General features: G+C 50.7%; 11 protein-coding genes. 7 read left to right on the forward strand and 4 right to left on the reverse strand.

The features are described from left to right. From JUB14_RS09520 to JUB14_RS09530, 3 genes are all read left to right on the forward strand, one after another. The gene (locus JUB14_RS09520; protein WP_207505622.1) at positions 1-1770 is read left to right on the forward strand and encodes a D-apionate lactonase family protein; all 1770 of its coding nucleotides are present in this window, start codon (positions 1-3) and stop codon (positions 1768-1770) included. 119 nt (positions 1771-1889) lie between these two features. After that, entirely contained in the window at positions 1890-2501 is a 612-nt protein-coding gene (locus tag JUB14_RS09525) for an inorganic pyrophosphatase (protein ID WP_207505623.1), read from the forward strand. Between the two features lie 182 nt (positions 2502-2683). Then, a complete protein-coding gene (locus JUB14_RS09530) occupies positions 2684-4279 on the forward strand; it encodes a peptide chain release factor 3 (protein ID WP_207505624.1) in 1596 nt (531 codons plus the stop codon). A gap of 93 nt (positions 4280-4372) precedes the next feature. Here the strand turns inward: JUB14_RS09530 and JUB14_RS09535 are convergent, their stop codons facing one another. After that, the gene (locus JUB14_RS09535) at positions 4373-4810 is read right to left on the reverse strand and encodes a DUF4890 domain-containing protein (protein ID WP_207505625.1); all 438 of its coding nucleotides are present in this window, start codon (positions 4808-4810) and stop codon (positions 4373-4375) included. Positions 4811-4886: 76 nt separating this feature from the next. After that, the gene (locus tag JUB14_RS09540) at positions 4887-5174 is read right to left on the reverse strand and encodes a hypothetical protein (protein ID WP_207505626.1); all 288 of its coding nucleotides are present in this window, start codon (positions 5172-5174) and stop codon (positions 4887-4889) included. A gap of 269 nt (positions 5175-5443) precedes the next feature. Here JUB14_RS09540 and JUB14_RS09545 point away from each other — a divergent pair, with 269 nt between their 5' ends. The 4 genes from JUB14_RS09545 (at position 5444) to JUB14_RS09560 (ending at position 10137) form a co-directional block, all read left to right on the forward strand. Continuing rightward, complete coding sequence (locus tag JUB14_RS09545) at positions 5444-6139, forward strand: XRE family transcriptional regulator (RefSeq protein ID WP_207505627.1); 696 nt, start codon at positions 5444-5446, stop codon at positions 6137-6139. A 56-nt stretch (positions 6140-6195) separates the two neighbouring features. Continuing rightward, on the forward strand, positions 6196-6582 hold the full coding sequence (locus JUB14_RS09550; protein WP_207505628.1) for a VOC family protein: 387 nt from the start codon (positions 6196-6198) through the stop codon (positions 6580-6582). An 8-nt stretch (positions 6583-6590) separates the two neighbouring features. Continuing rightward, on the forward strand, positions 6591-7682 hold the full coding sequence (gene dinB / locus JUB14_RS09555) for a DNA polymerase IV (RefSeq protein ID WP_207505629.1): 1092 nt from the start codon (positions 6591-6593) through the stop codon (positions 7680-7682). Positions 7683-7935: 253 nt separating this feature from the next. Continuing rightward, positions 7936-10137 carry a S9 family peptidase gene (locus JUB14_RS09560; protein WP_207505630.1) on the forward strand — a complete coding sequence of 734 codons (2202 nt, stop codon included), beginning with the start codon at positions 7936-7938 and terminating at the stop codon, positions 10135-10137. Positions 10138-10202: 65 nt separating this feature from the next. Here the strand turns inward: JUB14_RS09560 and JUB14_RS09565 are convergent, their stop codons facing one another. Then, positions 10203-11396, reverse strand: coding sequence for an AGE family epimerase/isomerase (locus JUB14_RS09565; RefSeq protein WP_207505631.1), 1194 nt, complete (start codon positions 11394-11396; stop codon positions 10203-10205). Positions 11397-11452: 56 nt separating this feature from the next. Then, complete coding sequence (locus tag JUB14_RS09570; protein WP_229367612.1) at positions 11453-12418, reverse strand: nucleoside hydrolase; 966 nt, start codon at positions 12416-12418, stop codon at positions 11453-11455. Positions 12419-12635: the final 217 nt, after the last annotated feature.

The raw sequence follows: 12635 nt of genomic DNA on the forward strand, positions 1-12635 counted from the left end.
ATGGAACATACTACCTACTTTGGAACCAATCAGCCCCTACCACCCCATAGAACGCTAAAAGCCGGACAACTCACGTGTCTGTACGAGCACGGTAACCTCCGCTACATCCGGATCGGACAGGCTGAGGTACTGCGGATGATCTATTCGGCCGTACGCGATGCCGACTGGCAGACGGCTCCGTACAGGATTGAAAATGAGGTAGTGGAGGAGCAACCCGATAGCTTCCGGATTACCTACACCGCCCGCTATGAAATGGGGGAGGTCAATTTTAAAGGCACCTTCCTGATAGAAGGCAGGGCGGACAGCAGCATTACCTTCCGGATGGAGGGGGAGGCGCTAAGCCCCTTCAAGCGAAACCGGATCGGGATATGCGTACTGCATCCTATTGTGGAGTGTCAGGGAAAGCCCGTGCAGATCACCCATCCCGATACCAGTACAGAAGAGGCCCGTTTCCCCGATGCCATTAGCCCTCACCAGCCCTTCCTGGATATCGTACAAATGGCCTGGCCGGTCACGGACGGAGTAGAGGCAAGGGTCTTATTTGAAGGAGATATCTTCGAAACTGAAGACCAGCGCAACTGGACTGATGCCTCCTACAAGACCTACAGTACCCCTCTGACCCTACCCAAGCCGGTACAGATATACACAGGAGATACCATCAGTCAACAGGTGACGCTACAGGTTGTATTATCTGCAGGGGCACCAGTAGGAGAGGTTGATGATGCTATATCCTTTGATCTGGGAGAGGAGAGAAAGCCATTCCCCCGCCTGGGTTACGCCAGGTCTACCACACAGGAGGGGCTGACTGATAGCCAGGTAGAGTTGCTGCGGGAGCTCCCCTTTGATCATTACCGGGTAGAGGTAAAGCTGTACGAGGAGTGGGAGAAAAGTTTTCTGCAGGCAGCAAGAGAGGCGCAAAGGTTGCAGGTACCTATTGAGCTGATTGCCTATTTCAATAATGAAGCAGCCGAACAACTCCCCCGGATTCTGGCAGGAATTAGGGAACAAAGTGTGATCGTAGAATCCATACTGGTGTTGCATCTGGATTCTCCCCGTACTCCCGAAGATCTGTTGCGAAAGGTATATGCTCCGTTGAAAGATGCCTTTCCCGGGGTTCGTATCGGCTACGGTACCAATGAGTTTTTTACCGAACTCAATCGCAACCGACCTGCTACTGACCTGTACGACTTTGTCAGCTACTCCCTCAATCCGCAGGTACATGCTACGGATGCCCGCTCGCTGATTGAGAATGTAAGCGCGCAGCAGTATACCATTGCTACGGCTAGTCTATTTGCGCCGGGGAAGTCCATCCATGTATCACCCGTTACCTTAAAGCTACGGCAGTACCCGGGTGAAGAGAACCATACCGGTACCGGACTGCCCCCCTCGGCTGATGAGCGACAGTTTACCGAATTGGCGGTAGCTTGGACCTTATTAAGCATTCGCTATCTGAGCGGCGCTGATCAGATCACGTATTTTGAGACGGTAGGCACCAAAGGAGTACTCCCCTCTGATATCGTGGAAGACGGGGCACCGGCTTCGCCCCTATACCAGTACCTCAAAGCGCTGAAAGACTTCGGTCCCCGCTGGATTATAGACAGCCGTAGCGGTCAATCGTTGCGGGTAGATGGGCTTGTTCTGGAAAATGAGAAAGGTGAGCGCATGGCCATTCTGGTGAATTTTGAAGAACGGGCTAATGGGCTGATTATGAATGAAGGCGGATCGGAAGTTACACTTCTGGCTACCTCTATTAAGATTATAAGACTTTAGGTACCTAAATATTTTACAATAAAATAATGAGTTGCTGCGGGCATATTGTGTAATTTCGGCCGAAAATTCAATTTTACGTAACAATGTGAGAGATGGAGTCTCCCATTCTTGATGAGAATATGAACGCAAACGTACACAAAGCACACCCCTGGCACGGTATCCCCATCGGAGATAAAGCTCCGGATATCGTAACGACCTTCATTGAAATTGTACCCACCGACACCGTTAAGTATGAAATCGATAAGCAGACTGGTTATCTGAAGATTGACCGTCCGCAGAAGTACTCCAATATTGTTCCTGCCCTTTACGGTTTTATCCCCAAGACCTACTGCAGCGAGCTGATCGCTCAGTTAGCCAGAGAGCGTTCGGGCCGTGATATTACGGAGGGCGATGGTGACCCACTGGATATCTGTGTACTGTGCGAAAAGATTATTTCACACGGAAATATCATCTGCGAAGCCCGCCCTATCGGTGGTATTCGCCTGATCGACGGTGGTGAAGCGGATGACAAAATCATCGCCGTACTGAAAGGTGACGAAGTGTACGGGGCCTACAATGACCTGCACGAAGTACCTGCCAACGTGGTAGAGCGTCTGAAGCACTACTTCCTGACCTACAAGAACCTGCCCGGTGAGGAAGCCAAAATCGAAATTACCAATGTATACGGCCGCGAGGAAGCGCTGGAAGTAATCCGTACTTCGGTTGAAGATTACAAGCAGAACTTTTATTGATCCTTAGATCGGTATGAATGGAATGGCTCTGCCCTCGGCAGAGCCATTTTTTATGCCTATCTTTGCGGAAATTTTTAGAAGCGAATAGGTGTTAGATACGTAGTGATTAGCTGGTTATGAGTCTATTAATAACGAGTATCGCTTAGCCGCTCAATCACCAATCGCCCAATTTGTCGAAAAAGATGAGTAACATTCAGGAAATAAAAAAGCGTCGCACGTTTGCGATCATTAGCCACCCCGATGCCGGTAAGACAACCCTGACTGAGAAGCTGCTGCTTTTTGGTGGAGCTATCCAGACCGCCGGTGCCGTAAAATCCAACAAGATCAAGAAGACAGCTACGTCTGACTTCATGGAGATTGAGAAACAGCGGGGTATATCGGTGGCTACGTCCGTGATGACGTTTGAGTACAAAGACCTGCTTATCAATATTCTGGATACGCCCGGTCACAAAGACTTTGCCGAAGATACCTATCGTACCCTCACGGCGGTGGATAGCGTTATCCTGGTGATTGACTGTGTGAAAGGGGTAGAGGAGCAGACCGAGCGCCTGATGGAAGTATGCCGGATGCGTAATACGCCTGTGATCATATTCATCAATAAGCTGGACCGCGAAGGACAGAATCCCTTCGACCTGCTGGATGAGCTCGAGACCAAGCTGAACATCCGGGTACGTCCGTTGACCTGGCCTATCAATATGGGCTCTGACTTCAAAGGCGTATATAGTCTGTACGAACAGAAACTGTATTTCTTTAAGATCAACAAGACCAAAATAGAAAGCGACGTAGCTGAGGTAAGTCTGGACGATGAAAATCTGGAATCGCTGGTAGGGGAGCGCGACGCGTATCAATTGCGTGAAGACGTTGAATTGGTAGAGGGGGTATACGATCCCTTCTCGGAGGACGCGTATCAGAAAGGGGAGCTGGCTCCGGTATTCTTCGGTAGTGCCATTAATAACTTCGGGGTAAAGGAGCTGTTGGATACATTCTGCCAGATTTCGCCTACGCCGCAGCCGCGCCCAACCGACGCCCGCAAGGTAGAGCCTACCGAGCCTAAGTTCAGCGGATTTATATTCAAGATACACGCCAACCTGGACCCGCGCCACCGCGACCGGATCGCGTTCCTGCGTATATGTTCGGGTAAGTTTGAGCGGAATAAGTTCTATCACCATGTCCGTCTGGACAAAGACGTTCGCTTTGCGAGCCCGTTCAGCTTTATGGCTTCTGCCAAGAGTGTGATGGATGAAGGCTTCCCCGGTGACGTGGTAGGTCTATATGATACCGGTAATTTCAAGATAGGTGATACCCTGACCGAAGGCGAAGACCTGATGTTCTCGGGTATCCCAAGCTTCTCACCTGAGATTTTCAAAGAGCTAATCAACCTGGACCCTATGAAATCCAAGCAATTGGAGAAGGGGATACAGCAGTTGACAGATGAGGGGGTAGCGCAGCTATTTACACTTGATTTGGGTAACCGTAAGATCGTAGGTACCGTGGGTGAACTACAATTTGATGTAATCCAGTACCGCCTTGAGCATGAATACGGGGCCAAGTGTCGCTGGGTACCTATTAATACCGCCCGTGCCTGCTGGATTACATCGGATGATAAGCGTAAGCTGGATGAATTTATCCGTCTGAAGGGTAACCAGATTGGCTACGATAAAGACCGCAACCCGGTGTTCCTGGCGGAGTCGGAGTGGATGATTCGGATGAACCGCGACAACAATCCGGATATTCAGTTCCACTTTACCTCTGAATTCAAAACCGAGAGTGTCGTTTAGTCCATCTGGGCATAACAGATCTATAAAAAAGTCCGGTCGGATCTCCGACCGGACTTTTTGTATTCACAACCTTCACTTATAACCACTTATTAATTACTTACGGGCATCTTTGCTTTTCAGCGCTTTTTCGCCCTGCTGACCTGACTGGTGCTTTGGGTGGTCTTTCTTCTGACCATGGTAATTACGGCCTCTTTGTACATTACCACGCTGACGCATTTCCTGGCGCAGGGTCTTATACTTGTCCTGCTGGGCCGGAGTCAGAATAGCCGAAAGCTCTTTCTGGTAGCTCTCATGGGCGGCCTTCATCCCTTCACGATCCTCATTCTTCCGTAGGTCCTGCATTTTCTGCATGCGGCTTATATTCAGCGCGTATACCTGCTTTTGTTGCTTATCACTAAGTTCCAGTTTTTCGGTCATAAACTTTGTCTGGTTCTCGGCACGCTGCTCGGGGGTAGGTCTGTCACCGCCACGCTGAGCGAAAACTGTCATGCTGGAAAGAGCCAGCATCATGGCTAACATTACTGTCTTCATTATCCGGGTTTGTTATAGTTTACAGGGGTTAGATAATGGGAAAGCAGGAAGGTTTAATAGGGTTACAAAAAAACTTTTACAGCCATCTTTTTACCAGCGCTTCCCACTCTTCCTTTAGCGTTTTGTCCGGCATGGTGGCTCCGGCCCGGCGGTACCAGTAGTTGGCATTCCAGGTATCTCCCTCTACCCGGTGCAGGTAGGCGTGCAGTAGGTCATAGTCGCGGGTACCTTCGCGGCTTTGGGCTATTTCGTGGGCGGCGGTCCAGTCGCCGTTCGCATCGTGCCACAGGGCAGCTACTACTTCGGACACCTGCGCGGGAGGGGTGGGTTGTTCAAGTGAGGCTACAAATTGATCGTAGGTCATGGGTAGGTTAGTTAAATCCGTTTACTAAGTCAAAACCGTATCGCCAAAAATAAGGAGTAACTATTTAAAACCAATTGACAGGCAGGCTGGTTACGTTATTCCCCTCTAACAAAACGGAGCAGGATGCAAATAAGTGGAAGTGAGCAACGTAGAGAGACAGGTATAGTAACCGGCCAAAAATTTAACACATTTTTTAGGGTTTCGGGTGGTATTTTTGATTTGTGATTACTATATTTACTCAACGACAAAGCAAATCACCCGTACTGTCTATGTATTTTGCTCAAAATATCATCTTCCTTCGTTCGCAGCATCCGGAACGTCCATCCCAGCAAAAGCTGGCTGATGTACTAGGTTATAAGAAGTCAACGCTGGCAGCCTGGGAATCCGGACGCGCCAAGCCCTCTTTTGAAGACCTGCTGCGACTGGCGGAGTATTTTGGCGTATCAACGGACGACCTACTGAAGAAGAACCTGATCGAGAAGCAGGTGCGTCCCTGGATGAAGGAAGAAAACCTGCGGGTACTGGTAACAACCGTGGCACAGGACAACCGGGAGAACATAGAGTTTGTACCGGTCAAAGCCATTGGTGGATACCCCGAAGGATATGGTGATGTAGACTACGTAGCCCAGCTACCCATCTTCAATCTCCCGTTCCTATCTAATGACCGCAAGTACCGCGCGTTCCCCTATGAGGGCGATTCGATGCCCCCCATGCGGGAGGGAGCCATAGTATTTGGTGAGTATGTGGAGTATTGGGAAAAAGTAAAGAGTGGTACCCTGTGTCTGGTTGTAACCAAAGATGAAGGGGTGGTGCTCAAAAAGGTATTTAACTACCTGGAAGAAAAAGGAGTGCTGGTACTGAAATCATTGAATGAGCGCTATGCTCCGTATCCGGTACGTAAGGAGGATATACTGGAGGTATGGCAGTTTGCCGGCTATTTTGACCGGGAGTTTCCGGCGTCCTGAGTTTACTGTGCTTTTGGGTCTGACTGAATATATATGGTTCATTTATACACTTGGTTATGAAAAAAGTTGATTTAGTTCTCCAGGACTTCAGGATCATTACTCCTTACTTCACCGTCAAAGAAGCAGACGAATTTATCTGTTTTCTCAAAGAGGCATTTGGTGCTAAGGTAGAGTTCTGTGAGCGTCGTTTGGATGGTACTATTGACAATGCGCTGGTACTCTTAACGGACATACTCATCGAAATCTGCGACGCCAGCGCCAAACATCCCCCCAAATCCATCTTTATGCACCTGCCGGTTGACGACGTAGAACTACACTACGCCAATATGGTGGCAGCAGGAGCCCGACCCGTCACGGAGCCAACGCGACAGAATAATGGCTCCAGTGACTCGCTGCTGCTGGACCCCTGGAACAACCACTGGCACCTTACTACCTGGGAGTAATCGGGACTATGGAGGCTGGACCTGACAAAGAATACAGCCGTAAGATCATCCATATCGACATGGATGCTTTTTTTGCGTCAGTCGAGCAGCGTGACAATCCCGAACTGCGCGGCAAACCCGTAGCCGTAGGAGGCGGTAGTGAGCGAGGCGTAGTAGCCGCAGCCAGCTACGAGGCCCGTCGCTATGGGGTACGATCAGCTATGTCATCTCGAATAGCCAAGCGCAAGTGTCCCCATCTGATTTTTGTGAAGCACCGGTTTGAGGTGTATAAGTACGTGTCGGGGCAGATCCGTGAAATATTCGCCGAGTACACCCCGCTCATCGAGCCTCTCTCGCTTGATGAAGCTTACCTGGACGTAACCGAGAACCTGAAAGGCATGCGTTCGGCTACGCATATAGCGCAGGAGATCAAGTACAAGATAAAGAAAGCTACTTCACTGACCGCTTCGGCGGGAGTATCCTACAATAAATTTCTGGCTAAGCTCGCCTCTGACCATCGTAAGCCGGATGGGCTGTTTGTGGTCAAGCCGGGCGAAGGGGAGGCCTTCGTGGCTAACCTGCCTGTGGAGCAGTTTCATGGTATAGGTAGGGTAACGGCCGAACGGATGCACCAACTGGGTATCCGCACCGGGCTAGACCTGCGGGCCCAGACGGAGGATTTTCTTCGGAAGCACTTTGGCAAAGCCGGAGGCCACTACTACAAAATTTCGCGCGGGCAGGACGATCGTCCCGTAGAGCCGGACCGGGTCCGGAAATCGGTAGGATCAGAAAATACATTTGAACGCGATCTGGAAACGCTGGCCGAGATGCAGCTTGGTCTGGCTCCGCTGATTGATGATGTATGGAAGTGGTGTGAGCGGACACGTATCTTCGGTCGTACGGTTACGGTGAAGATCAAACTCAACGACTTTCAGAATCTGACCCGCAGCCGATCCTCTCTCTTACCCATCAAAGATTACGCCTTCATTGAGCAGATGGCTTACGATCTGCTCGAAGAGAATTTTCCTACTCCCAGGCCCGTACGTCTACTAGGCGTATCCATCTCTAACCTGGAAGATACGCAGCCCTACGAGGGAAAACAGCTTACACTTAATTTTTAGGAAAAAGTTTTTACTATTTTCGGGGCTGCATGCTGGAGTTATCTATCCGATAGCGGCTTTCAGAAGTTGTAGTCAGGGTATATTTTTAGGTGCCAGCGTTGGCGGATTGGCTATAAGCTCCTCCTGAATACTAGCAGGAGTAAGAAAGGCGAAGACTCGCCGTGAATCAAAAAGATAGAATTAATCGTTTAACTACCATTACACTTTTACCATAGCTATCAACACTTTAAACCAATTCTTTAACCTAACCACCATGAAGCAAACGCTTAGAATAGTATTTCTCTTCTTTATATCGGTACAGCTATACGCTCAGATACCGGATACCTTCCAGTGGTTGCCGGATGGGAGTGGCTTTCGGGATGCCGATAATAACGAGATCCTGGAAGTAACCCTGCCTGGACGTACGCAGAAAAGCATCGTTACCCGGCGGCAACTCACTCCGGCCGGTGCCCAGGCCCCACTTGATATCCGTAGCTATACTATGTCGGAGCAGGGGGATAAAATCCTGATCTATACTAATACCCAGCGGGTATGGCGCTACGATACCCGGGGTGACTACTGGCTGTACAATCGTACCAACAACACCCTCAAGAAACTGGGCAGAGGACGTCCGGAATCGTCCCTGATGTTTGCCAAGTTTTCGCCTGATGGAAACAAGGTAGCGTATGTCAGCGAACACAACGTGTACGTAGAAGATCTGGCTTCGGGCGAAGTAAAAGCCCTTACTACCGACGGGACCGACCGTGTTATCAACGGTACCTTCGACTGGGTATATGAGGAGGAATTTGATGATCGGGATGGTTTCCGGTGGAGCCCCGACAGCAAGTCTGTTGCCTACTGGCAGATCGACGCCCGTCAGATCCGCAACTTTCTGATGATTAATAACACGGACTCTATCTACGCGTACAATGTACCTGTGGAGTACCCTAAGGTAGGTCAAACTCCTTCGCCGTATAAAATTGGTGTGGTGGATATCGCTTCGGCAACTACCAAATGGATGAATATACCCGGCGATCCCAAAAATACCTACGTGCCCCGCATGGAGTGGGCTGGTAATGCTCAGGAGCTGGTGATCCAGCAGTTGAACCGCAAGCAGAACGAGAGCCGCCTGATGTACCTTAATACGAAGAATGGCAACGCCGATCTCTTCTATACCGAAACCGACGCGGCCTGGATTGATATCAAGAGCCGCTGGGAGGATACGCCCGAAGGCTGGACCTGGCTCAATAACGGCAAGGAGTTTCTGTGGGTGAGCGAGAAGGATGGCTGGCGCCACGCTTACCGTATTAGCCGTGATGGTAAAAAAGAGACTCTGATTACCAAGGGAGATTACGACATCATCAATCCGGTGCGGGTGGATGAGAAGAACGGCTACTACTACTTTACGGCTTCTCCCAACAACGCTACCCAGGCCTACCTGTTCCGCACCCGGCTGGATGGCAAAGGACAGGCCGAACGCCTGAGTCCGGAAGATCAGAAAGGTACCCATGTATACGATGTTTCGCCCCAGGCCAAGTACGCCCGTCACCAGTTCTCAAACGCCCAAACGCGTCCCATCATGGAGTGGATCACCCTGCCCGACCACAAGTCACTTGATCCTAACTCAGGGGTAAGTAAGGTACTGGCTAATCAGGGAGCTCCCGATATTAATATTGAGTTTTTCAAGGTAACTACTGCCGAAGGTGTTGAACTGGATGGCTGGATGGTAAAGCCCCAGAACTTTGACCCGACTAAGAAGTACCCGATCGTGTACTTTGTATACGGTGAGCCTGCTTCAAGTACCATCGTAGATCGCTACGGTACCGGACGAAACCGGTTGTACGTAGGGAATATGGCCAATGATGGCTACATCTATGCCTCGCTGGATAACCGAGGTACTCCAGCGCCCAAAGGAAGAGAATGGCGTAAGGCCATCTACCGGAAGATCGGTATGATCAATATCCGTGACTACGCCGAAGGTACCAAGGCTATGTTCCAGAAGTACCAATTTATCGATACCAGCCGGGTAGCCGTACACGGATGGAGCGGGGGAGGTGCCTCTACGTTGAACCTGATGTTCCAGTACCCCGATATTTATCAAACGGGAATTGCCGTAGCGGCCATTACTAACCAGCTGACCTACGACAACATCTATCAGGAGCGGTACATGGGCTTGCCCCAGGAAAACCTCGAGGACTTCGTCAAAGGCTCTCCGGTGACCCACGCCAAGAACCTGCGTGGAAACCTGCTGTACATCCACGGTACCGGTGATGATAACGTACACTACCAGAACGCCGAGATACTGGTCAACGAGCTGGTAAAGCATAACAAGCAGTTCCAGTTTATGGCGTACCCCAACCGCACCCACGGCATACGGGAAGGGGAAGGTACCAGTCTGCACCTAGCTACGTTATTCACGAAGTTCCTGAAAGAGCACTGCCCTCCGGGAGCCAGAGAAGCCAATAATGTTAAATAACATGGTATAGTACATAAAGCAAAAGGGGCGGTAACCGCCCCTTTTGCTGTTTTATAGCTACCTGATTAAGCTCCACCCATGCGACGCCACATCTCAGCGCAGGCGCGGGCATTGTGGTAGGGACCTTTCCAGAAGTGGACCTTATCTCCCTTGACCGGTGAGCCTGTGCCCGTTGCTTCGTCGTAGGTCACAGTGCTGTACCATTCGCCTTTTTCTTTGTCTATAAAGTGGGCCTGTATATAGTCCCAGCTCTTTTTGGCCTTGTCCAGGAAGTGGTTCTCTCGGGTTAGCTGGAAGGCATTGTAGAATCCCACCAGTTGTTCGGCTGCTACCCACCAGCTCCGGTCGTACTGCGTATGTCCGGTAGAAGGGTCGTATTCGTAGTGGAGAGCGCCATCTTTGCCCAGTCCCGTAGCCGCGGCTTCCGCCATCTTGATAGCCCGTTCCCGTACGCGGGCCGTCATGGCTTCGTCGTGCAGTACTTCGGCGGTTTCGTACAACAGCCATGATGCCTCGATGTCATGACCATACGAGATGATCTGGTCCTTAGGCTGCCAGTCGGTGTTGAAGAAGAGCCGCATCCGGTGGGTCTTGTCACTCACGATGTGGGTCAGTATCTGGTCCATCATGCCTTTGATCTGCTCCTTTAGCTTGGCGTCGGGCCAGGCGCGGTACAGATTGGTATAGGCTTCGATCAGGTGCAGGTGCGTGTTCATGCTCTTGTTCCAGGGCGCCTTGCTCAGGATGTAGTCGTCGGTCTCGCTCCAGTCCTGCGCGAATGCCTCCCGGTAGCCGCCCTGCTTTGGGTCGAACGAGTACTTTTCTACCAGTTCGTACAGCTTCCTGGCTTCGGCCAGGGCGGGGGCATGGTTGCTGGCGAGGTAGTATTCGCTCAGACCGTATATGGCAAAGGCCTGGCCATAGATCTGCTTCTTCGTATCAAGCGGTGAGCCATCGGCCTTTACTGACCAGTATACCCCGCCATGCTGCTTGTCCATAAAATGGTTGGTCAGGTACTGGTAGGCATTTGCCGCATGGGTAAGATACCTTGACTTGTGCAGGTACTGATTGGCCATTGCGTAGGTCCACAGGATGCGGCTGGTAACTACCACCGAGCGGGGAGAGTCCGCTACAGGTTGGTTGCTGTAGTTGACGCGTCCGTGGAAGCCTTGCTGTCCATCGGGTGTATATTTTTCCCAGTAATCCAGAATGTTGACCAGTTCCTGACGAAAGGCGCGGGCAGTAAAAGGGGCTAGCATAGGTGAGGTAGGTAGATAGGTTTAGTCGTAGTAGAATAGCTAGGATTGTGGCAAAGTTAACGGATGGCCATCTGGTCCATCAGGCGGGCTATTTCGTTAACGTCAGCACCGGGCTTCAGGATGACGTACTCATGCAGACTATCCCGGTCAGTGCGCCACTGGTTGCTGCCGTCTTCATTGACGTGACAGTAGCCCTCTTTAACGGTATCAAAGTACTTCTTTGACGCATCCATCAGCAGAAACACTGCCACCTGATCCCAACTAGCCCGCCCCTGAAAGCTATTGTACAGCTCGTAGGCCCGGTACACCGGACTGCTGGTAGTAAGTTTACTCTTGAGATAAGCGCCACCGGTCTTTATCTTGTCACCTACTTCCCAGCCGGCAAATACTACCGGCTTCTTCCACTCCTGCAGGCAATAGACGGTTGAGCCCGGATCGGGACGGTAGAAGTTGGCTTCCTTACCTTCGGGGTAGGTACCTCCCATGCAGAGCCACCTGGCCACCTTATTCTGCACCAGTTCTTTGCCACTCAGGGGTGAGTACTTGTCACTGCCTGACTGGAGCAGGTTCTGCAGGTTGGTCAGGTGCCCTACCGTAATGATCACTACCGAGCCATCCGGACTTTTACTGAGTAGCTGACGATACAGTTCGGTAGCATCCTGAGTTTTCTCTTGTGAGTCAAGCGAGTGGGGGTATTCCTCACTGAGTTGTCGGGTATATTTTGAATGGTTCTTAAGCGCAGGCTGGTTTTTCAGAAAGCCTACCGGTAGATTAGGACGGCCGTAGTACTGATTGATGACAGCGGTACAGGTAGGCGCATATGGATCATCACTGGTCACGATGACCCCTTTGAAGTGGATCTTCTTCTGGTCAGCCAGGGTATGCAGCATGGCCAGGGCTTCTACATCATCCACGTCGGAGTCGATGTCCGTATCCAGTATGACACTGTACCGCTGTGCCTGGGCATTGAAGCCCATCAGCAGACTCAGACTAAAAAGAAAAGCCTTCAGGTAATGATTCATGGGGGAAAGCGTTTTTTGCAGGTCTGGATGGCCCGGTACCGTATCCCATCTGTTATAGGAAGTATACCTGCCGGGGATGTTACAGAGCCTGCTGTACTAGTTAGTTGTTTTTAGAAATATTACAACGGAAAGGGTAAAAATGGGTCTTTATACCCAACAATGAAGAAACGCACTCCAAAATTTCTTACATTGGCATTATCCATCACTACTTTATTTC

This window comes from Telluribacter humicola, from assembly GCF_017355935.1.
In the GTDB taxonomy this organism is placed as follows: Bacteria; Bacteroidota; Bacteroidia; order Cytophagales; family Spirosomataceae; genus Telluribacter; species Telluribacter humicola.

What these genes read in the sequence shown, in the direction of transcription:
- JUB14_RS09535 (WP_207505625.1), bottom strand. Translation starts at nt 4,810, where the DNA reads ATGAAGACAGTAATGTTAGCCATGATGCTGGCTCTTTCCAGCATGACA.
- JUB14_RS09565 (WP_207505631.1), bottom strand. Translation starts at nt 11,396, where the DNA reads ATGCTAGCCCCTTTTACTGCCCGCGCCTTTCGTCAGGAACTGGTCAAC.
- JUB14_RS09520 (WP_207505622.1), top strand. Translation starts at nt 1, where the DNA reads ATGGAACATACTACCTACTTTGGAACCAATCAGCCCCTACCACCCCAT.
- JUB14_RS09560 (WP_207505630.1), top strand. Translation starts at nt 7,936, where the DNA reads ATGAAGCAAACGCTTAGAATAGTATTTCTCTTCTTTATATCGGTACAG.
- JUB14_RS09525 (WP_207505623.1), top strand. Translation starts at nt 1,890, where the DNA reads ATGAACGCAAACGTACACAAAGCACACCCCTGGCACGGTATCCCCATC.
- JUB14_RS09545 (WP_207505627.1), top strand. Translation starts at nt 5,444, where the DNA reads ATGTATTTTGCTCAAAATATCATCTTCCTTCGTTCGCAGCATCCGGAA.
- JUB14_RS09530 (WP_207505624.1), top strand. Translation starts at nt 2,684, where the DNA reads ATGAGTAACATTCAGGAAATAAAAAAGCGTCGCACGTTTGCGATCATT.
- JUB14_RS09550 (WP_207505628.1), top strand. Translation starts at nt 6,196, where the DNA reads ATGAAAAAAGTTGATTTAGTTCTCCAGGACTTCAGGATCATTACTCCT.
- JUB14_RS09540 (WP_207505626.1), bottom strand. Translation starts at nt 5,174, where the DNA reads ATGACCTACGATCAATTTGTAGCCTCACTTGAACAACCCACCCCTCCC.
- dinB (WP_207505629.1), top strand. Translation starts at nt 6,591, where the DNA reads ATGGAGGCTGGACCTGACAAAGAATACAGCCGTAAGATCATCCATATC.
- JUB14_RS09570 (WP_229367612.1), bottom strand. Translation starts at nt 12,418, where the DNA reads ATGAATCATTACCTGAAGGCTTTTCTTTTTAGTCTGAGTCTGCTGATG.